This window comes from Ensifer sp. EB106-03-01-XG145, assembly GCF_058792075.1.
In genome coordinates, this window is sequence record NZ_JBYTEC010000016.1 from 17,186 (window position 1) to 40,192 (window position 23,007).

Sequence of the window (23,007 nt, forward strand, 5' to 3'; positions counted from 1 at the left end):
AAAAACCTCCCTCATTCCTGTGCTTGTCACAGGAATCCAGCCGCGCCGCGTCGGCGGCGCGAGAAAACTCCAGGCGTCCAGCATTCCTTTCGCCGTGCCGACGCACGGCGGCTGGATCTCTGTGACGAGCACAGAGATGAGGGAGGTCTTGGTCGGCGCCAGGCGTCCGGGGGCATCCTCAGAATGATAGAAATGCCATTGCTGGCCAGGGGCGGCGCAACCGCCGCCCCTGGCCAGAAGATTATCCTCACCTTGCCGTCGCCAGGCCGACGATGACGCCGGTTGCAAGGCTGATCAGCAGGAAGTCGTTGTCGACCCGCACCCACTGCTGGCCGCGCGGCGGCGGACGCAGCTTGTAATAGCGATAGTCGCGCACCTGGGCCATGTGGCGGCGGTCGGCCGGCGACAGGCGATGGCCGCGCGCCCAGCGTTCCTTCTTCTTGACGATCACCCGTTTCTCGATCGTGACGTGCTTGTCGACGTGGCGGTCGACGTGACGATCCATCTGGCGATCGCCATTCCGGTCGATTGGGCGGCGGGAGCGGTCATAGTTCTGCGCCACCTCGAAGGATCCTGCCGGCTGGGCAAGTGCCGCGACCGGCGCGATCAGAACGGAGCTGGCGACGAGCGCGATCAGGAGACGTTTCATTCGGGTGTCCTTTCGTTGTCTGCACCCGGAAAATAGGCCCCGCCTCCTGAACCGAATATGAAACTCTACATTACAAATATGCAATGATATCCGTCGCTTATTCCATATCCCTAATGTGCCATCATCAATCTGCTGCGAGGCTGACGTAGCGGAAATGGTCGAAATCGGCCGGCTTGCCGCCCCCCGACGTGTCGAAGGCGAACATCCCGGCAAAAGCACCGGTGAACGAGCCATGCTCGCCGCGGCCGCCCTCGTCCGAAACGACGCCCGCATCGAGAACCGGGCCGATCGCGCGCCAATCCTCGGCACCCGCCTCCCGCCAGAAGAACTGCAGATCGTTGTCGCGGATCTCCATGGCAAGGTCGATCGGCCCATCCGGAATGGCGATGCCGCTGCCGACAGGGAACTCCAGCCGGCCATGCGGGAAATCGCCGGGGCATGAGAGAATGGTCAGCGCACGCCCGAGCTTTTCGTGCCACGTCACGCCGAGCGCGTGGAATTTGTGACGATTGTAGTACTGCGTCAGGCCCGCGACCTGCTGATAGGTTTCGGCCTTGAAATCCACCGTCGTCTCGGCGCGGAAGGCGTGATGTTCCTGTCGGCGGGCGACCAGCGCCTGCTCGAACCAACTGCCCATGCTCTCGCGCCCGAAGAGCCGGAGATGCCCGGGCCGCCATTCGAGCGAAAAGATCCGCTCCGGCTGCGGTGTGCGCAGCCACTGGAACTCGATCGGCAGCGCACTGTCGTTGAAATCCGTCTCTACGACGGTCGCTGCCGGTATCCGCTCGACCTGAACTGGAGCGGGCACGAGCACTTCCGGCACCGGGCCGCCGCTTTCGAGATAGAGCCAGCCGTCGTCGCGCCAGACGCATTTCTGCAGCGCCGTCTCGCGGCCGAGCGTGCAGCGACGCTGCGGCGGCAGCGGCCGGCCGCAGAGATGCGTGTGATAGGCCTGACCATCAGGTGTTTCGACATATTGTCCGTGGCCGGCACGCTGCAGCGGCGCCTCCGGGTGATCCTTTGATGTGATCAGGTAGGTATCCGGATGCATCTCGTAGGGACCATCGATCGTGCGCGACCGCGCCATGGTCACGGCATGATCATATCCGGTGCCACCTTCCGCCGTCGTCAGGTAGTACCAACCATTGCGTTTGAAGAGATGCGGCCCTTCGACCAGGCCGAGCGCCGAGCCCGCAAAGATGTTCTTCACCGGACCGACGAGCTTGCGTGTACGTTCGTCCCACTCCTGCAGCAAAATGCCGTCGAAAGCCGGATGCTTGGGCGAACCGCCGAAACTCTCGGTGCGGTGGTTCCACTGCATGTTGAGGAACCACTTGCGGCCATCGTCGTCGTGGAAGAGCGACGGATCGAATCCGGAGGAATTGACGTAGACCGGATCCGACCAGGTCGCCTCGATCGCTTCCGCCGTGACGATGTAGTTGTGCGCGTCCTTGAAGTTGCCGTCGAAGCGCTTGACGTCTGTGTAAACCAGCCAGAACAGCCCGTCGTTGTAGGACAGGCACGGCGCCCAGACGCCGCAGCTATCCGGGTTGCCGCGCATGTCGAGCTGGCTTGCCCGCTCCAGCGGCCGACGCACGAGCCGCCAGTTCACCAGATCGCGCGAGTGATGGATCTGCACGCCCGGATACCATTCGAAGGTGGAGGTCGCGATGTAGTAATCGTCGCCGACGCGGCAGATCGAAGGGTCCGGATTGAACCCCTTCAGGATCGGGTTGCGGATCATGGCAGTCATGGGTTTCGGCGTCCTCCGTTGGTGCGCACATCCGATCTCAAAAATCATACGATTTCAAGACTGCAACGTTGCAGTAAGACGTTCAAGCACCTCTCTATGGCCGTCTTTCCACACCGATTCGCACAGCTGACCACCTGCCCAGAACCGTCCGCTCATGCTCAGACCGACGAAGCGGTACGGGTTTGCACAAACAATGGGCAGAGCGCCGGGACAGCTTATTCTACTTTAGTCGGAGGCGGCCGAACTACACGGGAAAATCGTACCTCGGACTTGAACGCGCGCTTGAAATCGGCACTCTGGCTGTGCTTGGCACAAGAACCATAAGAGCCATCGCGGGGAGGAAATCGATGAGAGCTTTGCTCGGCTTCAGCCGATTAATAGACACGATCACGGAATTCATCGGAAAGAGCGTTTCATGGCTGATCCTGGCGGCAGTGCTCGTCAGCGCCGGCAATGCCGTGATCCGAAAAATCTTCAACATGTCGTCGAACGCCTGGCTCGAGGCGCAATGGTACCTGTTCGGCGCCGCCTTCATGTTTGCCGCCGCCTACACGCTCAGCCAGAACGAACACATCCGTATCGACGTGGTCTACGGCCAGTTCTCGCGTCGCGTGCAGCACTGGATCGATCTGCTCGGACACCTGCTGTTCCTGATGCCCTTCGTTCTCCTGGTGCTCTACTACCTCTTCCCCTACGTGAAGATGTCCTACGTCTCGGGCGAGGTCTCCTCCTCGGCCGGCGGCCTGATCATCTGGCCGGCCAAGGCCATCCTGCTTGTCGGCTTCCTGCTGCTCGCCTTCCAGGGTGTGTCGGAAATCATCAAGAAGATCGCGATCATGACCGGAAACATGGAAGACCCGACACCCTATGTGCCGACCCATGCGCCGCTTGACGATGTCGTGTCTCCGGAGACCCGTCCATGATCGAATTCATTGCTGAAAACCTGGCGCCGATCATGTTCGCGTCACTGATCGTGTTCCTGCTCTTGGGATACCCGGTCGCCTTCTCGCTCGCCGCCAACGGCCTGCTGTTCTTCATCATCGGCGTCGAGCTCGCGCCGCTGTCGGACTCGATCAATCTTTCCTGGCCGCTGCTCAATGCACTGCCGGACCGGTTCTGGGGGGTGATGTCAAACGACACATTGCTCGCCATCCCGTTCTTTACCTTCATGGGGATCGTGCTCGAGAAATCGGGCATGGCCGAAGACCTGCTCGACACCGTCGGCCAGCTCTTCGGCCCGATCCGCGGTGGTCTCGCCTATGCGGTGATCTTCGTCGGCGCGCTGCTTGCCGCCACCACCGGTGTCGTTGCCGCCTCGGTCATCGCCATGGGCCTGATCTCGCTGCCGATCATGCTGCGCTATGGCTATGACCGGAAGGTCGCCTCGGGCGTCATCGCGGCTTCGGGCACGCTTGCCCAGATCATCCCGCCATCGCTCGTGCTCATCGTTCTTGCCGACCAGCTCGGCCGCTCGGTCGGCGACATGTACGCCGGCGCCCTGATCCCGGGCCTCGTGCTGACCGGCCTTTACATGGTCTACATCCTGCTGATGACCTTCATCCGGCGCGATTCGATGCCGGCCCTGCCGCTGGAAGCCCGCACGCTCGGTTCCGGCGTCACGTCGCTCGCCGTTGCGCTGGCGGTGGCGGTAGGCATCGCGTATGCTGCCCACGTCTATCTCTACCCGACCCAGGGCGAGAATGCCGACATCCTCGGCGGCACCGTCGGCGTCATCGTCATCTACGTCGTCGCGCTTATCGACCGCGGTCTGAAGATCAACGCAATGTCGAGGCTTGCCCAGCAGGTCATCATCGTGCTGATCCCGCCCTTGGCGCTGATCTTCCTCGTCCTCGGCACCATCTTCCTCGGCATCGCGACGCCGACCGAAGGCGGCGCGATGGGCGCCGTCGGTGCGCTGATCATGGCAGCCGCCAAGGGCCGTCTCAACATGGACGTGGTGCGCGGGGCGCTCACGGCAACGACCCGGCTTTCGGCCTTCGTGCTGTTCATCCTGATCGGTGCGCGCGTCTTCTCGCTCACCTTCTATGGCGTCAACGGCCACATCTGGGTCGAACACCTGCTGACAGCGATGCCGGGCGGTGAAACCGGCTTCCTCATTGCCGTCAACCTGCTCGTCTTCTTCCTGGCCTTCTTCCTGGATTTCTTCGAGCTCGCCTTCATCATCGTGCCGCTCCTGGCGCCGGCCGCCGACAAGCTCGGCATCGACCTCATCTGGTTCGGCGTTCTGCTCGGCATCAACATGCAAACGAGCTTCATGCATCCGCCCTTCGGCTTCGCGCTCTTCTATCTGCGCTCGGTCGCGGCAAAGGTGCCCTATCTCGACAAGATCACCGGCAAGACGATCCAGCCCGTCACGACCGGGCAGATCTACTGGGGTGCGGTCCCCTTCGTCGGCATCCAGATTGTGATGGTGGCGCTGACGATCATGTTCCCGCAAATGGTCATGCACTACAAGGGAACCGGCACGGGCGTCGATCCGAACACGATCAAGATCGAGGTGCCGGGCTTTGCACCGGGTGGTGGCCTGACGCTTCCGGACAATGGCGGTGGCCTCGGCCTTCCCGGCGGCCTGCAGCTTCCAGGCGGCAGCCCGCTCGACCAGAAGCCTGCCGATCAGAACGGCGGCTCGGGCGCCCAGCCCCAGACGGCTCCGTCCAACGACCTCAGCCAGCCGCCTTCGTTCAAGTAGGGCGACCGGCAGACAGACAGAGGGCGGCCCCGCAAAGGGCCGCCCTTCTATTTTGGCGAAAAGATGCATCCGATCATCGGAAGCTTGCCGAGAGGCGCTGGTGCCTGCCAAAACCTCCCTCATTCCTGTGCTCGTCACAGGAATCCAGTCAGCCCAAGTCCTTGGGCTTAAAGAGTCTTTGATCCGACAGACGTCGGCTCGCTGGATCTCCGCCACAAGGGCGAAGATGAGGGGAGTGGAATACCCCCCTCGCCGAGAGATCATCTTCCGACTTTGACTTCAGCCAAAGAGCAGCCCTTTGTGCCGTCCGTCCACCTGAGCGATTGCTGATGCCACTCACTCCAGCCGCTTCGCCGGATTGTCGCGATACCAGTCGACGATCATGGGCATCATCTCCTCGAACGGTCCGCCGACATAGACGTTGAGCAGACCCATGCGCGATGCGCTCTCATTGCGGAAATCATGCATCGTTCCGCGCGGGATGACGCAGAGCGAGCCCTTGGCCATCTGGTGCCAGGTGTCGCCGACCAGGATGCTGGCGGTGCCCTCGATGACGTAGAAAATCTCGTCATTGTCGTCGTGCTTGTGAGCGCCGGGTCCTTCATGCCGAGCATCGAGCCACCATTCCGAGATCGAAAAGCGGCCTAGGGTTTCCGGGCGATCGGCTTTGAAGACAGCCTGTATGGCACCCATGTCGTACCGGCGGCCCTGATGGGGACCGAGCACGACCGATTGGCCTTCGCTTGGCATTGCACCTTCTCCCTTTCATCAAGGCCGCAACCATACCACGAAACCGCTGCCGTGCCGCGCCTCCTGCGCATGCGTAGGGATCAGAAATGCAGGGTCGTCGGGACGCCGGCGGCCTCCGGCCGAAACGAAAAGCCGCCCGCAACAGACGTTGCGAGCGGCCCTTTGTCATCAGCAACAGGCGAAAGCTTAGAGCTTGCCGCCGCGCTGCTGGATCATCATGAAGGTGTCGTAGTTGTATTCGGCGATCTGGGCGTTGAGGTAGTACTCGCCGCGGAAGGCCTTGATCGAGTCCCAGATCTTCTTGAAGGTCGGGTTCGAGTCTTCCATTTCGGCATAGACTTCGTTCGCCTTGTCGAAGCAGGCCGACAGGATTTCGGCGCTGAACGGGCTGAGCTTGGCACCAGAAGCCACCAGGCGCTTGATCGCCGACGGGTTCAGGTAGTCGTACTTCTGCAGCATGTTCGCGTCGGTCGCCTGGCAAGCGGTGCGCAGCAGCGACTGGTAGTTCTTCGGCAAGCCGTCGAAGGCCGCCTTGTTGAACATGGCGTGGACCGTCGGGCCACCTTCCCACCAGCCGGGATAGTAGTAGTAGGGCGCGACCTTGTAGAAGCCGAGCTTCTCGTCGTCATAGGGGCCGACCCATTCGGCGGCGTCGATGGTGCCCTTTTCGAGCGCCGGATAGATGTCGCCGCCGGCGATCTGCTGCGGCACGACGCCGAGCTTCTCGACGACCTTGCCGGCGAAGCCCCCGATGCGCATCTTCAGGCCCTGCATGTCGGCGACCGTCTTGATCTCCTTGCGGAACCAGCCGCCCATCTGCACGCCGGTATTACCGTTGGGGAAACCGACGAGGCCCTGGGTTCCCAGGAACTCGTTGAAGAGATCGATGCCGCCGCCGTGGTAGTGCCAGGCGTTCATGCCGCGCGCATTGAGCGCGAAGGGAACGGCGGCACCAAGCGCCCAAGTCGGGTCCTTGCCCCAGTAATAGTAGGAAACCGTGTGGCAAGCCTCGACCGTACCGGCAGCCGCCGCGTCAGCAGCCTGCAGGCCGGGCACGATTTCGCCGGCGGCGAAGACCTGAATCTGGAAGTTGCCGTCGGTCGCTTCCGACACATGCTTCGCCAGCACTTCACCGCCGCCATAGATCGTGTCGAGCGACTTCGGGAACGACGATGCCAGGCGCCAGTTGATCTTGGGGTTTGCCTGCGCAATGGCCGGCGTTGCAAGCGCGGCAGCACCCGCTGCGGCCAAGCCACCGAGGCTTGCGTTTTTGATAAATGAACGGCGATCCATGGTTCCTCCCCTAGTTCTCGCCAAAAGGGCGGCCGCGATCAGCGCTACCACCCATCAATCCACCCTGCCCCTTCCCGGGCGACGGTGGCTCCTCCTCGTTAACCTGCCGAAACGACGCAAATCGGCGTCGCAATCGACCGGCATTCCAGCACCTTACAGAAACACCGGACCATGTCCAGAAGGCGCTTTCCGGCACTTATTCGACTTTTGTCTAATGCGCCGGAAAGCAGGCAATTTTGCCTAAAATGCAGGCAAATCAATGTTTTCAGCAGAACTTAGCGTTCGGCCGACGATGCCCAGAGGTTGATATCGGCCTCACGGGCATAGAGATCGATCTCGGCCAGCTCCTCCGCCGTGAACGTGTCGTTTTCGAGCGCCTTGACGCAATCGACGATCTGTTCGGAGCGGCTGGCGCCGATCAGCGCCGAGGTGATCCGGCCGTTGCGCAGCACCCAGGCAAGCGCCATCTGCGCCAGAGTCTGGCCGCGCTTTTCGGCGATGCCGTTCAGCTTGCGGATGTTGTCGATGATCTCCGGGCGGATGAAGTCCTTCTTGAGGAAGTGGTTCTGCGCCGCCCGGCTGTCGCTCGGAATGCCCTGCAGATACTTGGTCGTCAGCATGCCCTGGGCAAGCGGCGAAAAGACGATCGAGCCGATGCCGAGATCTTCGAGCGTGTGGATCAGGCCATCGTCCTCGATCCAGCGGTTGAGCATCGAATAGCTCGGCTGATGGATGAGGCACGGTGTGCCGAGATCCTTGAGAATTGCAGCCGCTTCGCGGGTGCGCTGCGAATTGTAGGAGGAAATGCCGACATAAAGCGCCCTGCCCGAACGCACGATATGGTCGAGCGCGCCACAGGTCTCTTCGAGCGGGGTCTCCGGATCGAAGCGGTGCGAATAGAAGATGTCGACATAGTCGAGGCCCATGCGCTTCAGGCTCTGGTCGCAGGAAGCGATCATGTACTTGCGGCTGCCCCATTCGCCGTAAGGACCGGCCCACATATCGTAGCCGGCCTTGGACGAGATGATCAGCTCATCGCGCAGATGGGCGAAATCCGTGCGCATGATTTCGCCGAAGGCGGTCTCGGCCGAGCCCGGAGGCGGGCCGTAATTGTTGGCGAGATCGAAATGGGTAATGCCGAGGTCAAACGCGGTGCGGCACATGTCGACCTTGCGGTCATGCGGCGTGTCACCGCCGAAATTGTGCCAGAGCCCCAGCGAGATCGCCGGCAGCTTCAGGCCGGAGCGGCCGACGCGGTTATACTTCATGATGTCGTAGCGGTTTTCCGCCGGTAGCCAGGTCATCGCACAATCCTCCGCGATCCGTATCCGGATGGCGGCATGCACCTACCATCCCTCAAAACGAGAAGGGTTTCCGTGATCACGGAAACCCAAGCTTGCTGTCAAAGATATCTCTAATCACCGAACGCTCGCGAGGGAAGCTTTGCCCCAGCCAAAATCTCCGTCATTCCTGTGCTTGTCACAGGAATCCAGCCAGCCCAAGTCCTTGGGCTGAATAGTCTTTTGACCCGACAGACGTCGTGTCGCTGGATCCCCGCCACAAGGGCGAGGATGAGGGAGGTTGGGGTGCAGCTCTCCCCCGGAAGCCTCTCTTCCGAGTTTGCAGAGGGACCCCTGGTCCGCGGCGCGCGTGCCGGACGGCTGCCCCCTATGAAGCCGCAGCGACGCGATTTCCCGACATTTCTTCTTGCCGCTCCCGCAGCAGCGCCCGCGCCTCCTCGATGCCGAGCGCGGCCGGCTGCGTGCAGGTGGTGGAGAGCTCGATGAAGCGGCCCTCCTCGCCCGATTTCAGGATCGAGACCATGACGTCGACGCCGTGCAGCGCCCGGTCGAGCGAGCAGCGGGCATCGCGGCCTTCAAGGATCGCCTGCGCCATGTCGGCTAGGCCGGCGGTGCGGTAGTTCGCCATCGGTCCCTGCGGATGCTCCTGGTTTTCGACGCCGAAGGGGTGATCCCAGGGTTCCAGTGGCTCAATGTTCCTGTCGCGACCGCTTATCTCCACCTTGCCGCCGAAGAAGTTCGGATCGGGCACGTAGAGCGAGCCTTCGGTGCCATAGAGCTCCATATTGGCATGGCGATGCGACCAGACATCCCAGCTCGCCGACAGGGTGATCGTCGCGCCATTTTGGAACTCGAGCAGCGCGTGGATGTTGGTCGGGGTCTTGACCGGGATCTCCTCGCCCTTGCGTGGCTCGCTGGTGATGGTGCGGGTCGGGTTGGCCATGGAGGACAGTGCTGCGACGCGCTTCACCGGCCCGATCAGGTTGATCAGGTTGGCGATGTAATAGGGGCCGAGATCGAGGATCGGGCCGCCGCCGGGCAGGAAGAAGAAGTCCGGGTTCGGATGCCACATCTCCATGCCCGGGCTCATCACGTGGCAGGTGCCAGACGTCACCCGGCCGATCTTGCCGGCATCGATGGTGCTGCGGGCCAGCTGGTGCGCGCCGCCGAGGAAGGTGTCCGGTGCGCAACCGACGGAAAGGCCTTTGTCCCTAGCGATCGCCCTGAGGTCTTCGCCCTGTTCGAGCGAAAGCACCAATGGCTTCTCGGAATAGACGTGCTTGCCGGCTTCGAGGATCGCCTTCGAGACCGGATAGTGCGCGTCCGGGATCGTCAGGTTGACGACGATATCGACATCCGGATTGGCCAGCAGCCCCTCGATGCTTTGGGCTTCTACGCCGTATTCCGCTGCCCGCGCCTCGGCCGCTGCCTGGTTGATGTCGGCGCAGGCGACAACCTTGATGCCCTTAAACAGTGGGGCGAGCCTGAAGTATGTGGTGGAGATGTTGCCGCATCCGATGATGCCGACGCCAAGTTCCTTGGTCATGGATGAACCTGCTTCTCAATAGGATTGGATGGAGGCGAGCGAGCGCTTGGCGAAGCGCTTGAAATCGCTCGGATTGTCGTGCTCGGCGATGAAGTAGCGGGCCTTGGTGCCGGAAAGCGCCGCAAACAGGCCCTTCCAGTCGACGGTACCCTCGCCGACATCGGCCCAACCGTCCTCGTCCTTCTTCTCGCCCGTCGGCGCGATGTCCTTCACATGCACGGCGGTGATGCGGTCGCCGTATTTCTTGATCCAGGCGATCGGGTCGGCGCCGCCGCGGATGATCCAGGCGATGTCGGCTTCCCAGGAAAGTTCCGGTCCGCCTTCGAAGATCAGGTCCTGCGGGATGCTGCCGTCCGGAAGAGCAAAGAACTCGAAGTCGTGGTTGTGCCAGCCAAAGATCAGCCCGGCGTCGCGATAGGGCTTGCCGGCCTTCTGCAGCCGCTCGCCGAAGGCACGCCAGCCGGCGGCATCCGTCGGGCGCTGGTCGGGCATCAGGTAGGGGCAATAGATCGCCTTGATGCCGAGCGCCTTGGCGATTTCGAGCACGCGGGCCGGATCGCTTTCGAGCATGTCCAGGCCAAAGTGCGCCGTCGGCATGGCGAGACCATTGCTGTCGAGCCCTTCCTTGAAGCTGGCGATCTCGGCGTCGCTGAGCGCCGCATAGAGCGCGCCATAACCTTCGACCTGGCTATAGCCGGCCTGTCCGAGTGCCTCGAGCACATTGGCGAACGGCGGGAAATTGCGGGCGCTATAAAGCTGGAAACTGACGTCCTTCATGAAATCCTCCTCGAAAGATCGTTTGGTCTTGGGTCAATTGCCCTTGGGGGTTGGGGTCCTGGGATCACTTGAGCCAGGTGTCGTAGTCCGACACCAGCAGGTGGGTGGGTGCCGCGTCCTCCTCGATCGCCGAGAAGCGACCGACGGGCTCGCGGAAATAGTTGTCGGTGAGATCGTCGTTGACGGTCGAAACCTCGCCCATCAGCACGTCCGTGCCTTCGGCCCAGAAGGCGTGCCAGTTGCCGGGCAAAAGCGTGACGCTTTCGCCGGCCTTGAGCTTCAAGAGTTCGCCAGCCTTGAGGGCTCTCAGCCGCGCATCGGTGGCGACCACCACGTCGCTTTCCTCGTCGACGGTGCCATCAGGCCTCGAATTGTACATCTGCAGCACCAGCGACCCGCCGCCGCGGTTGATGATGTCCTCGGTCTTCACCGCATGGCGGTGCAGCGGATTGACCTGGTCCTTGGCGGTGATCATCAGCTTCTCGGCATAGATCATGCCGTGACCGGTCGTGAAGTTCGCGGCGTTGCCATTGCGCAGCGTGAAGAGCACCAGCCCGAATTCATCGAAGCGGCCCTTGCCGTAGTCGGTGATGTCCCAGCCGAGCCGGGCATCGAAGATCGTCGGGCTGTCAGAGGCGACCCGCGCCTTCAGTTGTTCTGGCGACCAGTAGGCAAAGGGCGGCAGCGTGAAGCCGTAGCTCTTCATGAAGGCACCGCTCTCGGCGATGATATCGTTGACGTGGCTGCGTTTCATGGCGATCAACCCTTCCCCTGGCAGGATTCAAGATCGAAGGCGGCAAAGCGCGGAAGCTCGCCTGCGGCGAGCGGCACCTTCGGCGTGAAGCGGACAAGCTTGGTTTCCCCGGCCAGCAGATCAAAGGCATTGTCGGAGTATCGACCGGCGACATCGGCCTCGATCATCACATGCAGCGCCAGGCCGCTTGCCTTGACGCTGACGTCGAAAGCGCCTTCGCCCGCCGGCGCCACATCGAGTGTCAAACCGGACGGTTGCAGGTCGAGTGCCTTGTAGGTGCCGTTGGCGTGGTGCCCCTCGCCGCGCATGCCGTTCGATGCATCGAACGACCAGAACAACAGGTGATCCGCCGGAATATCGGAAGCCGCAAGCGTCACCAGGGTCGCCGCGCGATCCGGGCTGCAGGTGCCGGCGGCCGCCGTCAGCGGCGTGCGCTTGCCATCGAGCGAAACCAGGAAGGTCTGAAGCTCGACCGTCACCGGCTCCGCCGTATCGTTGACCATCGAGAAGGCGATCTCTCTGCCATCCGCCGATGGGATGGCCGCGACCGAAACCGGCTGGAAGAACCGGCGGACCATATAGTGCATCGCCTTCCAGCTGCCACCATAGTCGAGGCTCGACCAGGAGGCGACCGGCCAGGTGTCGTTGAGCTGCCAGTAGAGCGTGCCCATGCAATGGGGTTTTAGCGAGCGCCAATAGTCGACGGCCGTGCGGATCGCCAGCCCCTGCTGGACCTGGCTGAGATAAACGAAAGCCGGGAAATCCTTGGGGAAGCGGAAATATCGGAACATCGTGCCGGCGATGCGCTCATTGCCGCCGACATTCTTCTGGTGGCTCTCGATCACAGGCGACGCGATGTTGAGGTCCTTCTCCGCCGCAAACTGCCGGATGACCGGCATCGACGTATAGGACTGGAAGCCGAACTCCGAGCAGAAACGCGGGCGCACGGTGCGGTAATTGTCGAAGGACTTGTTCTCGTGCCAGACCGACCAGTAGTGCATGTCGCCGGAACCATCGGCATGCCAGGCATCGCCGAAATCGAGATAGCCGGACGCCGGGCTCGACGGCCACCAGATCGCTTCGGGAAGTGCCGCTTTCAGCGCCACCTCGATCGTGCGGTTCAGCCGGTCATAGGAAACGAGATAGCGGTCGCGATCCTTGCGCGGTTCGTCGAACCAGGTGAGCGCGCCGACCAACTCGTTGTCGCCGCACCAGACCGTGATCGATGGATGCGACGACAGGCGCTTTGCCTGATAATCCACCTCTGCCGCGACATTCTCCAGGAAATCCGGGGTCGAGGGATAGAGGTTGCAGGCAAACATGAAGTCCTGCCAGACCATGAGCCCGAGCCGGTCGCAGAGATCGTAGAACCAGTTCGGCTCGTAGAAGCCGCCGCCCCAGACCCGGATCATGTTCATGTTGGCGTCCACTGCCGAGGTCAGCAGATCCTCGACGCCTTCGCGCGTCACCCGCGACATCAGCGCATCGGCCGGGATCCAATTGGCGCCCTTGCAGAAGATCTCGCGGCCGTTGACGCGGAAGGCAAAGCGGCTGCCAGCCTCGTCCTTGTCGGTCAGCAGCTCGATCGTGCGGAAGCCGATCTGGCGGCTCACCTGCTCCTGCGGCAGCTCCACTGTCAGGACTGACAGGCATTGCTCGCCGCTGCCCGCCGGCCACCAGCGCTTCGGCCTGGTAACGGTGAAGACATGGGTGATGCGCGTCTCGCCCTTGCCGACGGCGCAGTCCAGCCGTTCGCGGTCCTCGTCGAGCGAAAAATGTATGGGGACGATGCCGGGCGCGTCGGCAAACAAGGTCACCGTCACCACCAGATCGACCGAACCGTCATCGAGCCAGACCTGCTTGGTCGTCACATGCTCGATGCGGGCGATCTCCAGCCGGCAGAGCGCGATCTCGCCGTAGACGCCGAGCGGCGCGATCGCGAGGTTCCAGTCCCAGCCGAAGTGGCACTGGGGCTTGCGCAGCATGTTGCCATTGGCGATCGGTGAATTGCCGGGATGGTAAGGCACGTAGAAGGGCTGTTCCGACTGCCGGCGCGCGCCTTCGGCAATCGAGGAATGCAGCACGATGCGGATGCGGTTCTCGCCGGCGACGAGCGCGCGGGAAACATCGGGCCGATAGCGGCGGAAGCTATTCTCCGCTTCGAGCACCAGCGTGTCGTTGACGAAGACCGAGGCGACAGTATCCAGGCTCTCGAGGTCGAGATACCAGTAGCCCGCGAGTTCGTCGGCGGCGACCGTGACTGTTCGCTCGATCACCCAGTCCTTATGTGCCACCCATTGAACGTCGTTCTCGTTGCGGCCGACATAGGGGTCTTCGATCACGCCCGCTTTCTGCAAGGCCGAGTGCACGTCGCCCGGCAGCGCCATCGCCAAGCTGTGGCTGTTGTCGACCGAGCTGAGCTGCCAATCCCCTGAAATGTCGAGACGGATGGCGGTTCGGGTGTAGTCCTCAGAGAGCATTGTCGTATTTCCATGGATCGACCGGCGACGCCGGCGCTGTCATTGCCGGGAGGTGCCGGACAGAGGTCCCTGCCCGGCACGTCCTTTATCTCAGATCCGGTTCTCACTCGTCGCATCGAAGATCGAGGCAACCGCCATGTCGAAGGAGAGCGTGACGGCCGTGCCAGGCGCATAGCGCCGCTGGCCGGCGATGCGCACGGACATCGACTGCCCGGCAAGCTTCAGCCACAACAGGTTGTCGGCGCCCATCGGCTCCTCGATATCGACGACCGCGCGATGCGAGGCCGCGGCCCCGCTTGCCGCCTCGTCGACGCGCACATGTTCGGGCCTGAGGCCGAGGACAACCTTCTGCCCGTGCACCAGGGGTGCCCGCGACGGATAGGCGGACACGTCGAAGTCGACGCCGTTGGCGTGGACGTAGGCGCGCTGGTCGCGAAGCTGCAGCTCGCCGCGGAAGAAGTTCATCGACGGCGAACCGATGAAGCCGGCGACGAACAGGTTTTCCGGGGCGTTGTAGATCGTCATCGGGTCGGCCAGCTGCTGGATCACGCCGCTCTTCATGACAGCAATACGATCGGCGAGCGTCAGCGCCTCGATCTGGTCGTGGGTGACGTAGATCATCGTGTTCTTCAGCGACTGGTGCAGCCTCTTGATCTCGACGCGCAGCTCCGAGCGCAGCTTGGCGTCGAGGTTGGAAAGCGGCTCGTCGAAGAGGAACACGTCGACATCGCGCACCAGCGCCCGGCCGATCGCCACCCGCTGGCGCTGGCCACCGGAAAGCTCAGACGGTTTGCGCTTCAGGAGCGGCTGGATCTGCAAGATCTCGGAGGCGCGGCGCACACGTTTGTCGATCTCCTCCTTCGGGACCTTTGCGACCTGCAGGCCGAAGGAGAGGTTCTTCTCCACCGACATCTGCGGATAGAGCGCGTAGGACTGGAACACCATGCCGATGCCGCGGTCCTTGGGCTCCTCCCAGGTGACGTTCTTGTTTTTGATGAAGATCTGCCCGTCGCTGACATCGAGTAGACCGGCGATGCAGTTGAGCAGGGTCGACTTGCCGCAGCCGGACGAGCCGAGTAGCACCAGGAACTCGCCGTCCTTGATGTCGAGGTTGAGCGTGTCGAGCACAGTGACGGCACCGAAGCTCAACGACAGGTCTTTGACCGATACGCTGACGTTTTGCATGTCCTTACCCTTTCACTGCGCCGGCGGCGATGCCGCGAACAAAAAGCCGTCCGGAGACGAAGTAGACGAAGAGCGGCACGGCACCCGTCAGGATCGTCGCCGCCATGTTGACGTTGTATTCCTTCACGCCCTGGACCGAGTTGACGATGTTGTTGAGCTGAACCGTCATCGGGTAGTATTCCGGCCGGGTGAACACGACGCCGAACAGGAAGTCGTTCCAGATACCGGTGACCTGCAGGATCATCGCCACGACGAAGATCGGCAACGACATCGGCAGCATGATCCTGAAGTAGATTGTCCAGAAGCCGGCACCATCGACGCGCGCTGCCTTGAACAACTCCTCCGGCAGGCCGGCGAAATAGTTGCGGAAAAGCAGCGTCAGGATCGGCATGCCGAATATGGTGTGCACGATGATGAGGCCGGTCAGCGTGCCGTAGATGCCCATTTCCCGGAGCACGATGACGATCGGGTAGATCATCACCTGATAGGGAATGAAGGCGCCGACGATCAGGATCGTGAAGAACAGCTCCGCGCCCTTGAAGCGCCAGTTGGCAAGCGCATAGCCGTTGACCGAGGCGATCGCGATCGAGACGATCGTCGAGGGAACGGTGATGCGCACCGAGTTCCAGAAGCCGCGCGAAAGGCCGTCGCAGTTAAGCCCGGTGCAGGCACTCGCCCAGGCCTTCGCCCACGGCTCGAAGGTGATTTCGACCGGCGGCGCGAAGATGTTGCCGAGCCGGATTTCCGGCATGCCCTTGAGCGAGGTCATGACCATCACATAGAGCGGCAGCAGGTAGTAGAGCGCCACGACGATCAGCGTGCCGTAGATCATGATGTTACGGCCCGACAGCGCCCGGCGGGGTTTGCGACCGCGTGGGCCGGCGATAACCCTGTCGGCTTGCGCCTGGGGTGCGGCTTCGTCAGCCACCGAATTGAAAGCAACGATATCAGACACGCTTGCGCCCTCCCCCGAATTCCAGATAGGCCCAAGGCACGATGATGATGGCGACGGTGATCAGCATCATGGTCGAGGCGGCGAAGCCCTGACCGAGGTTCTGCGCCTGGAACATGTAGTCGTAGACGTATTTAGCGGGCACTTCAGAGGCGATGCCGGGGCCGCCGCTCGTCTGCGCCACCACCAGGTCGTAGACCTTGACGATGCCGCTCGCGATAATCACCAGCGTGGTGATGAAGACGCCGCGCATCATCGGGATGACGACGAAGATGTAGGTCTTCCACATCGGAATGCCGTCGACGCGCGCGGCCTTCCAGATGTCCTCGTCGATGCCGCGAAGCCCCGCAAGCATCAGGCACATGACAAGCCCGGTGCCCTGCCAGAGCGCGGCGATCAGAATGCCGTAGATGACGATGTCTGCGTTATAGAGCGGGTCGAAGGTGAAGCTCTCCCAGCCGGCCGAACGCACCACAGACTGGATGCCGAATTCCGGATTGAGCAGCCATTGCCACACCAGGCCCGTCACGATGAAGGACAGGGCGAAGGGATAGAGCATAATGGTGCGGAAGGTGTTTTCGAAGCGGATCTTCTGGTCCATCAGAGCCGCCAGCACGAAGCCGATGACCAGGCTGAAGATCAGCGAGAAGATGCCGTAGATCGCCAGGTTTTGCACCGAGACCAGCCAGCGCGGCGCGTCCCAGAGGCGCTCGTACTGATCGAGGCCGACGAAGGATAGCCGCGGCAAGAGCTTGGAATTGGTGAAGGAATAGACGACCGTCCAGATCGTGCCGCCGAGAAAAATCACCACGGCCGTCAGGATCATCGGGACGGAGGCAATCTTCGCGTTCAGGTTCCGCAGCCACTGGTTCGGTCGGCCCGAACCTTGTGTGTGACCTGCCATGTTTCGTTCCTCCGGAACTGCATTGGGTTTCGGACGATGGGCAGCGCCGCGCACTCAACGCGCAACGTCCTGCCGCATCAGGGCGACAACCGCTCCCTAAGTGCCGCGTGAAGGCGAACGCACGCGCGGCTGTCGGCACGTCGTGCCGAAAGGGAGGCCTTGGCCGGCCCACGCCATTACGGCGGGACCGGTCAATCAGGCAGTTGCGGTTACTCCGCGTTCGCGATGATGTCGGCGAAACGCTTCTGCGCGTCTTCCGGCGTGATCGACGAGTTGGCGAAGAATTCGGAGAACAGGTCCTCCTTCTGCTTCTGGCTGTCGGCCGAAAGCAGCTGGTCGGTGCCCTGGATCACGTTGCCCTTGGCAAGGATGTCCAGGCCCTTCTTCATGCAGTCGTTGGCGGCTGCGAGGTCGACGTCGCCACGCACCGGCAGCGAGCCCTTCTTGAGATTGAAGGCGACCTGGGTCTTCGGATCGAGCAGCGTCGAAGCCAACGCCTCCTGCGCCTTGGACTTTTCTTCGTCCTTCAGCAGCGGGAAGTAGAATGCGTCGCCACCGGTCGAAATGATCTCGTTGACGCCGAGACCCGGAAGGCAGGTGTAATCCGTTCCGGCTTTCTGGCCGGCAAGCGCGAATTCACCTTGAGCCCAGTCACCCATGATCTGGCCGCCGGCCTTGCCGGTGATGACCATGTTCGTCGCCTGGTTCCAGTCCTGGACATTGGTGCCCTTGGACATGCGGCGGGCGTCGTCAGCGGCCTTGAAGACCTTGGCGATCTCAGGACCGGCCGCGACTTCCTCATCCTTGTCGCCGAAGACCTTCTGGAACGTGTCCTTGCCGGCGATCGCCACCATCAGCACGTCGAAGGCGCCGGCTGCCTGCCAGGGCTGGCCACCGACTGCGAGCGGCACGATGCCGGCCTTTTCCAGCGCCGGTGCGGCGGCAACAAACTCGTCCCAGTTCTTCGGAACTTCGACGCCGGCCGTCTTGAAGGCGGCGTTCGACAGCCACAGCCACTGCCAGGAGTGGATGTTGACCGGGGCGCAATAGATCTTGCCGTCGATGGTGCAGGAATCGAGCAGGCTTGCCGGCTTGATGATGTCCTTCCACTTCTCGCGGGTCGCGACGTCGGTCAGGTCGCGCATCAGGCCGGCCTGAACCAGCTCTTCTGCCTGGCGGCCGTGGTTGAACTGCGTGGCGCCCATCGGATCACCGCCGGTGATGCGGCTGATCATGATCGGGCGGGCAGTGCCGCCGGAGCCGGCGATTGCGCCGTCAACCCAGTGATTGCCCGTTGCGTCGAAGGCCTTCGCGAGTTCCGCGACCGCGGCTGCTTCGCCGCCGGACGTCCACCAATGGGTTACTTCAAGATCGGCGGCACTGGCCGCACCGAGTGGCAGGGCCACCGCGGTCGCGAGCATGGCTGCAAAAGAACGTATTTTCATGAGTCTCCTCCCTCACTGTAACGTTACCGTAAAAAACTTAATGCAATCGATTACAGGACGCAACACCCACCACAATCGATTTAAACAGAATCTTAGAAAACACCTATTGCGTGCAGATGACAGCGGACGTCCAAAGCGCTTTGCGCCCGGCGCCTGCCCCTTCGCGTCTTGCAGAAGACTCGCTTATATAGCTGATATTTATAGAACTTCAGCGAGTGCCTTGCGCCGTTGTGGAGATCATCGTCTCGCAAGCGCAAAAGACACCCGCCCCAAGGTGCGATTCAACCAGACCGCTTCAGATTCCGCAGTGCAGCAACGAAAACGCTCGACATCGCAACTGTATCGTTACAGATTTGAAGCAATTTTATCGGTCCAAAGCAGGATAGCCGCTCGCTGCTTTTCGTATATAAGGCGATAAAGTGACGCGGCAGGCAGCAGTGGACAGGGCTGAACCGACGCGTTTCGCCGCCGGGCGGGCAAAACTGGCGGCGCGCGGGCAGAGAGTGGGCGGGTGACGGCAATGGACAGCAAGACGAAAAACAGGCCGCAAACACTGCCGGATGGCGGCCGGCCAACGCTGAAGACGATCGCCTTCATGACCGGGCTCGGCATCACCACGGTTTCCCGGGCGCTGAAGGATGCGCCCGATATCGGCGCGGAAACCAAGGAACGCGTGCGTCTCGTCGCCAAGCAGATCGGCTACCAGCCGAACCGCGCCGGCGTGCGGCTCAGAACCGGCAAGACCAATGTCATCAGCCTGGTGCTCACCTTGGAAGAAGAGATCATGGGCATCACCAGCCCGATGGTCGTCGGCATCACCGAGATCCTCGCGGGCACGCCCTATCACCTCGTGGTCACCCCCTATAGCGCCGTCAAGGATGCCCTGGCGCCGATCCGCTACATCCTCGACACGGGCGCTGCCGACGGCGTGATCATCTCGCGCACCGAGCCGCACGATCCGCGCGTGGCACTTCTGACCGAGCGCGGCCTGCCTTTCGTCACCCACGGCCGCACCGAAATGGGCATCGTCCACCCCTATCACGACTTCGACAACGAGCGCTTCGCCTATGAGGCGGTGCGCAAGCTCGTCGCGCGCGGCCGGCGGCGCCTGGTGCTGCTCGAGCCGCCGCCGCATCTCACCTTTTATTCGCATATGCGCGCCGGCTTCGAACGGGGCCTTCGCGACTTTCAGGCCGATGCAATCGGCTTCCACCAGACCAATATCGACCATTCTCTGGTCGAAATCCGCGACGCCTTCGAGGTGCTGATGCGCTCGGAGGACGCGCCCGACGGCATCATCTCGGGCAGCGGTTCAGGCGCGATCGCGCTGATCGCCGGTCTGGAGATGGCCAAGAAGAAGCTCGGCGAAGACTGCGACATGGTTTCGAAGTCCCCGAGCGACTTCCTGCGCTGGCTTCGCCCGGAGGTGATGACCATGTACGAGGACATCCGCGTTGCCGGTCGCGAACTGGCAAAGGCGGTCATCGGCCATATCGACGGCCAACCGCCGGAAACGCTGCAGAGCCTCAGCCAGCCGGAGTTCCAGCCGCCGATCACGCGCGGTCTGCGGGCCTGAGCCGAAAACATCTCCGCCCTCATCCCTGTGCCCTGTCACAGGGATCCAGCAGCGCCGCGTCCGCGGCGCGGAAGAGTCTTTTCGGCCCAAAGACTTGGGCCTGACTGGATTCCTGTGACAGGCACAGGAATGAGGATCTGGGAGACGGCGTGCCCCTCTGTCGTCGACCAGCGACAGTTTGCCATGGGCGTCGTGAAACGACGCGGAAGCACCCTGAAGTCTTGCTTGTGACGCAGAAACCTGCGACAGGCCGGGGCAACAATCGGGCGCGACGGCGCCCCACACCTCCCTTCAGGCTACAGCAGACATGATCCGCATCGAAAACATCAGCAAGCAGCTCAGCCACCGCATCCTTTTCATCGAAGCCTCCGCCGCCCTCAACCGCGGCGAAAAGGTCGGCCTCGTCGGCCCGAACGGCGCCGGCAAAACCTCGCTCTTCCGCATGATTACCGGCGAGGAAGTGCCTGACGAAGGCCAGGTCGCCGTCGATAAGGGCATCACCATCGGCTACTTCAACCAGGACGTCGGCGAGATGGCGGGCGGCAGCGCGGTTGCCGAGGTCATGAACGGCGCCGGGCCGGTCAGCGAAGTCGCCGCCGAACTGCGCGAGCTTGAAGCCGCGATGGTCGATCCGGATCGGCTCGACGAGATGGATGCGATCATCGAGCGCTACGGCGAGGTGCAGGCACGCTACGAGGAGCTCGACGGCTACGCGCTGGAAGGCCGCGCCCGCGAGGTGCTGGCGGGCTTGAGCTTCAGCCAGGAGATGATGGACGGCGATGTCGGCGCGCTCTCGGGCGGCTGGAAGATGCGCGTGGCGCTTGCCCGTATTCTTCTGATGCGGCCCGACGTGATGCTGCTCGACGAGCCGAGCAACCATCTGGATCTCGAAAGCCTGATCTGGCTCGAGGACTTCCTCAAGAACTACGACGGCGCGCTGATGATGACCTCGCACGACCGCGAGTTCATGAACCGCATCATCACCAAGATCATCGAGATCGACGGCGGCTCGCTCAACGCCTATTCGGGCGACTACGGCTTCTACGAGCAGCAGCGCGCCCAGAACGAGAAGCAGCAGCAGGCGCAGTTCGAGCGCCAGCAGGCTATGCTCGCCAAGGAGATCAAGTTCATCGAGCGCTTCAAGGCCCGCGCCTCGCACGCCTCTCAGGTTCAGAGCCGGGTGAAGAAGCTCGACAAGATCGACCGGGTCGAGCCGCCGAAGCGCCGCCAGAGCGTCGCTTTCGAATTCCGCCCGGCGCCACGCTCCGGCGAAGACGTCATCAACATCAAGGGCGTGCACAAGAAATACGGCAGCCGCAGCATCTATGAAGGGTTCGACTTCATGGTGCGCCGCCGCGAGCGCTGGTGCATCATGGGCATCAACGGCGCCGGCAAGTCCACGCTGCTGAAGCTCGTTGCCGGCTCGACCGAGCCGGACGCAGGCAACGTCGCGCTCGGCGCCAGCGTCAAGCTGGGTTACTTCGCCCAGCATGCCATGGACGTGCTCGACGGCGATCGCACGGTGCTGCAGCAGCTCGAAGACACCTTCCCGCAGGCGGGCCAGGCGCCGCTTCGCGCGCTTGCCGGCTGCTTCGGCTTTTCCGGCGACGATGTCGAGAAGAAGTGCCGGGTGCTTTCCGGTGGCGAGAAGGCCCGCCTGGTGATGGCAATCATGCTGTTCGATCCGCCGAACCTGCTGGTTCTCGACGAGCCGACCAACCACCTCGACCTCGACACCAAGGAAATGCTGATCAAGGCGCTGGCGGACTACGAAGGCACCATGCTCTTCGTCTCGCACGATCGCCACTTCCTCGCAGCATTGTCCAACCGTGTGCTCGAACTGACGCCGGACGGCATCCACCAATATGGCGGCGGCTACACCGAATATGTCGCCCGCACCGGCCAGGAAGCTCCCGGTCTGCGGAGCTGACACGAAAACAAGCGAGCTGGGCGTCGCGCGCCGGCGCCCAGCATTCGCAGTGCCCGCCTTCCTCGGCGGGGACCGAGGGTCCACAAGCAGAGCCCGAACGCACAACGCGACTCCGCTCTAAATCGGTACTGAAAAAACTAGGTTCTTGTGAAGTGCTACCGTAGCAGCTGCTACAGATCCTACCGGATGGCCGCTTGAAATCGATGGGACTTTGGTCCGATTCGCGCAGTCAAAGGTCCGAGTGTCATTGTCGCGACGCTCACCATTCACATATTGCTGGGCTGGCTGGGGCGCCATCGCAGCATCTGCTGCCAATCACTTCAGACAGGTGATGTTCGGCATGACACCGAAAATTGCATGGAAAGACCGAATGACGAACCGCGTATGGGGCTTTGTATCCAACCCCTTCACCATCGGCATCTACCTTGCGCTGGCCACCCTTTGCGCTTTCTTCGGCAGCGCGGCGACCGGCATCCCGGCATACGTGCTTATGGCCGTCGGGTTTCTGCTGGTGATCTTTGTCGATCCGCCGAAAAGGCTGGGCAAGCTGCGGGCACAGCGCCGCCGCTCGGGTGGCGACCGCAACGCCTATCGGCGTTAGTTACGCCCATCGGCGAAAGCGCCTGGCGGCAATCGCAGCGCCAGGCGCCCTTCCCGGAACAATACACGACGTCAGCAGTTTCCCGACGAAGCAAGCAAATTCACATGAACGGACGTATGACGTCCACGGTGCACGGAAGCCATCATGCGCAGATGGCGATGAAAGCGCGTGGGCACGATGAAGACCAAGCACTATGTGCTGCAGATCTTTCGAGCCACCTTCACCGACAGGCTGGTCCTGATCATTATTGTGCTGATGATTGCCTCGGTGTTCGCCGTCCTGCCAATCAAATCCTGCTCCAATCCGGGTGCATCGGGCGGCACAGGGATATCAGCGACCTCATCGATGACGGGCTAAAGCGTGTCGCGCAAAAGTGCGCAGCGGTTTTGCGATAACGACAT

19 protein-coding genes are annotated in these 23,007 nt (G+C 62.3%); 6 read left to right on the top strand and 13 right to left on the bottom strand.

From position 1 onward, the window contains the following. Positions 1-247: 247 nt before the first annotated feature. Together AC3WWH_RS26975 and AC3WWH_RS26980 are read right to left on the bottom strand one after the other, a co-directional pair. On the bottom strand, positions 248-649 hold the full coding sequence (locus AC3WWH_RS26975; protein WP_058324214.1) for an RcnB family protein: 402 nt from the start codon (positions 647-649) through the stop codon (positions 248-250). A 124-nt stretch (positions 650-773) separates the two neighbouring features. Continuing rightward, positions 774-2,393 (bottom strand): glycoside hydrolase family 43 protein, encoded by a 1,620-nt coding sequence (locus tag AC3WWH_RS26980; protein WP_492377332.1) that lies wholly within the window; start codon positions 2,391-2,393, stop codon positions 774-776. Between the two features lie 356 nt (positions 2,394-2,749). Here AC3WWH_RS26980 and AC3WWH_RS26985 point away from each other — a divergent pair, with 356 nt between their 5' ends. Both AC3WWH_RS26985 and AC3WWH_RS26990 read left to right on the top strand, forming a co-directional pair. Then, the gene (locus AC3WWH_RS26985; protein WP_058324212.1) at positions 2,750-3,325 is read left to right on the top strand and encodes a TRAP transporter small permease subunit; all 576 of its coding nucleotides are present in this window, start codon (positions 2,750-2,752) and stop codon (positions 3,323-3,325) included. Next, positions 3,322-5,112: a TRAP transporter large permease gene (locus AC3WWH_RS26990; RefSeq protein ID WP_058324211.1), complete on the top strand. Its 1,791-nt coding sequence runs from the start codon at positions 3,322-3,324 to the stop codon at positions 5,110-5,112. Before AC3WWH_RS26985 ends, AC3WWH_RS26990 begins: the two co-directional genes overlap by 4 nt. A gap of 336 nt (positions 5,113-5,448) precedes the next feature. On the opposite strand, the gene AC3WWH_RS26995 is transcribed toward AC3WWH_RS26990, so the two are convergent. From AC3WWH_RS26995 to AC3WWH_RS27045, 11 genes are all read right to left on the bottom strand, one after another. Next, on the bottom strand, positions 5,449-5,862 hold the full coding sequence (locus AC3WWH_RS26995) for a cupin domain-containing protein (protein ID WP_058324210.1): 414 nt from the start codon (positions 5,860-5,862) through the stop codon (positions 5,449-5,451). A gap of 186 nt (positions 5,863-6,048) precedes the next feature. Continuing rightward, the gene (locus AC3WWH_RS27000) at positions 6,049-7,155 is read right to left on the bottom strand and encodes a TRAP transporter substrate-binding protein (protein ID WP_057254265.1); all 1,107 of its coding nucleotides are present in this window, start codon (positions 7,153-7,155) and stop codon (positions 6,049-6,051) included. Positions 7,156-7,430: 275 nt separating this feature from the next. Next, positions 7,431-8,459 (bottom strand): L-glyceraldehyde 3-phosphate reductase, encoded by a 1,029-nt coding sequence (gene mgrA, locus AC3WWH_RS27005; RefSeq protein WP_058324209.1) that lies wholly within the window; start codon positions 8,457-8,459, stop codon positions 7,431-7,433. A 364-nt stretch (positions 8,460-8,823) separates the two neighbouring features. Further along, positions 8,824-10,002 carry a Gfo/Idh/MocA family protein gene (locus AC3WWH_RS27010; RefSeq protein ID WP_058324208.1) on the bottom strand — a complete coding sequence of 393 codons (1,179 nt, stop codon included), beginning with the start codon at positions 10,000-10,002 and terminating at the stop codon, positions 8,824-8,826. Positions 10,003-10,017: 15 nt separating this feature from the next. After that, positions 10,018-10,779 (bottom strand): sugar phosphate isomerase/epimerase family protein, encoded by a 762-nt coding sequence (locus AC3WWH_RS27015; RefSeq protein ID WP_058324207.1) that lies wholly within the window; start codon positions 10,777-10,779, stop codon positions 10,018-10,020. A 64-nt stretch (positions 10,780-10,843) separates the two neighbouring features. Next, positions 10,844-11,533, bottom strand: coding sequence for a D-lyxose/D-mannose family sugar isomerase (locus AC3WWH_RS27020; RefSeq protein ID WP_058324206.1), 690 nt, complete (start codon positions 11,531-11,533; stop codon positions 10,844-10,846). A 5-nt stretch (positions 11,534-11,538) separates the two neighbouring features. Continuing rightward, entirely contained in the window at positions 11,539-14,013 is a 2,475-nt protein-coding gene (locus tag AC3WWH_RS27025) for a beta-mannosidase (protein ID WP_058324205.1), read from the bottom strand. Between the two features lie 90 nt (positions 14,014-14,103). Continuing rightward, positions 14,104-15,198 (bottom strand): ABC transporter ATP-binding protein, encoded by a 1,095-nt coding sequence (locus tag AC3WWH_RS27030; RefSeq protein ID WP_058324204.1) that lies wholly within the window; start codon positions 15,196-15,198, stop codon positions 14,104-14,106. Positions 15,199-15,202: 4 nt separating this feature from the next. Further along, positions 15,203-16,153 (bottom strand): carbohydrate ABC transporter permease, encoded by a 951-nt coding sequence (locus AC3WWH_RS27035; protein ID WP_057254252.1) that lies wholly within the window; start codon positions 16,151-16,153, stop codon positions 15,203-15,205. Further along, positions 16,146-17,054 (bottom strand): carbohydrate ABC transporter permease, encoded by a 909-nt coding sequence (locus AC3WWH_RS27040; protein ID WP_058324203.1) that lies wholly within the window; start codon positions 17,052-17,054, stop codon positions 16,146-16,148. The genes AC3WWH_RS27035 and AC3WWH_RS27040 overlap by 8 nt, the downstream gene beginning before the upstream one ends. Positions 17,055-17,263: 209 nt before the next feature. Further along, entirely contained in the window at positions 17,264-18,499 is a 1,236-nt protein-coding gene (locus AC3WWH_RS27045) for an ABC transporter substrate-binding protein (RefSeq protein WP_058324202.1), read from the bottom strand. Positions 18,500-19,019: 520 nt separating this feature from the next. Here AC3WWH_RS27045 and AC3WWH_RS27050 point away from each other — a divergent pair. From AC3WWH_RS27050 to AC3WWH_RS27065, 4 genes are all read left to right on the top strand, one after another. Next, positions 19,020-20,075: a LacI family transcriptional regulator gene (locus AC3WWH_RS27050; RefSeq protein ID WP_057254246.1), complete on the top strand. Its 1,056-nt coding sequence runs from the start codon at positions 19,020-19,022 to the stop codon at positions 20,073-20,075. 307 nt (positions 20,076-20,382) lie between these two features. Continuing rightward, entirely contained in the window at positions 20,383-22,005 is a 1,623-nt protein-coding gene (locus tag AC3WWH_RS27055; RefSeq protein WP_058324201.1) for an ABC-F family ATP-binding cassette domain-containing protein, read from the top strand. Positions 22,006-22,375: 370 nt separating this feature from the next. Further along, on the top strand, positions 22,376-22,606 hold the full coding sequence (locus AC3WWH_RS27060) for a hypothetical protein (protein WP_058328736.1): 231 nt from the start codon (positions 22,376-22,378) through the stop codon (positions 22,604-22,606). A 168-nt stretch (positions 22,607-22,774) separates the two neighbouring features. Next, entirely contained in the window at positions 22,775-22,963 is a 189-nt protein-coding gene (locus AC3WWH_RS27065) for a hypothetical protein (protein WP_058328737.1), read from the top strand. Positions 22,964-23,007: the final 44 nt, after the last annotated feature.

What these genes read in the sequence shown, in the direction of transcription:
- AC3WWH_RS27045 (WP_058324202.1), bottom strand. Translation starts at nt 18,499, where the DNA reads ATGAAAATACGTTCTTTTGCAGCCATGCTCGCGACCGCGGTGGCCCTG.
- AC3WWH_RS27030 (WP_058324204.1), bottom strand. Translation starts at nt 15,198, where the DNA reads ATGCAAAACGTCAGCGTATCGGTCAAAGACCTGTCGTTGAGCTTCGGT.
- AC3WWH_RS26990 (WP_058324211.1), top strand. Translation starts at nt 3,322, where the DNA reads ATGATCGAATTCATTGCTGAAAACCTGGCGCCGATCATGTTCGCGTCA.
- AC3WWH_RS27050 (WP_057254246.1), top strand. Translation starts at nt 19,020, where the DNA reads ATGGACAGCAAGACGAAAAACAGGCCGCAAACACTGCCGGATGGCGGC.
- AC3WWH_RS27020 (WP_058324206.1), bottom strand. Translation starts at nt 11,533, where the DNA reads ATGAAACGCAGCCACGTCAACGATATCATCGCCGAGAGCGGTGCCTTC.
- AC3WWH_RS26980 (WP_492377332.1), bottom strand. Translation starts at nt 2,393, where the DNA reads ATGATCCGCAACCCGATCCTGAAGGGGTTCAATCCGGACCCTTCGATC.
- AC3WWH_RS27040 (WP_058324203.1), bottom strand. Translation starts at nt 17,054, where the DNA reads ATGGCAGGTCACACACAAGGTTCGGGCCGACCGAACCAGTGGCTGCGG.
- AC3WWH_RS26995 (WP_058324210.1), bottom strand. Translation starts at nt 5,862, where the DNA reads ATGCCAAGCGAAGGCCAATCGGTCGTGCTCGGTCCCCATCAGGGCCGC.
- AC3WWH_RS27060 (WP_058328736.1), top strand. Translation starts at nt 22,376, where the DNA reads ATGACGAACCGCGTATGGGGCTTTGTATCCAACCCCTTCACCATCGGC.
- AC3WWH_RS27025 (WP_058324205.1), bottom strand. Translation starts at nt 14,013, where the DNA reads ATGCTCTCTGAGGACTACACCCGAACCGCCATCCGTCTCGACATTTCA.
- AC3WWH_RS26975 (WP_058324214.1), bottom strand. Translation starts at nt 649, where the DNA reads ATGAAACGTCTCCTGATCGCGCTCGTCGCCAGCTCCGTTCTGATCGCG.
- AC3WWH_RS27010 (WP_058324208.1), bottom strand. Translation starts at nt 10,002, where the DNA reads ATGACCAAGGAACTTGGCGTCGGCATCATCGGATGCGGCAACATCTCC.
- AC3WWH_RS27000 (WP_057254265.1), bottom strand. Translation starts at nt 7,155, where the DNA reads ATGGATCGCCGTTCATTTATCAAAAACGCAAGCCTCGGTGGCTTGGCC.
- AC3WWH_RS27055 (WP_058324201.1), top strand. Translation starts at nt 20,383, where the DNA reads ATGATCCGCATCGAAAACATCAGCAAGCAGCTCAGCCACCGCATCCTT.
- AC3WWH_RS26985 (WP_058324212.1), top strand. Translation starts at nt 2,750, where the DNA reads ATGAGAGCTTTGCTCGGCTTCAGCCGATTAATAGACACGATCACGGAA.
- AC3WWH_RS27015 (WP_058324207.1), bottom strand. Translation starts at nt 10,779, where the DNA reads ATGAAGGACGTCAGTTTCCAGCTTTATAGCGCCCGCAATTTCCCGCCG.
- mgrA (WP_058324209.1), bottom strand. Translation starts at nt 8,459, where the DNA reads ATGACCTGGCTACCGGCGGAAAACCGCTACGACATCATGAAGTATAAC.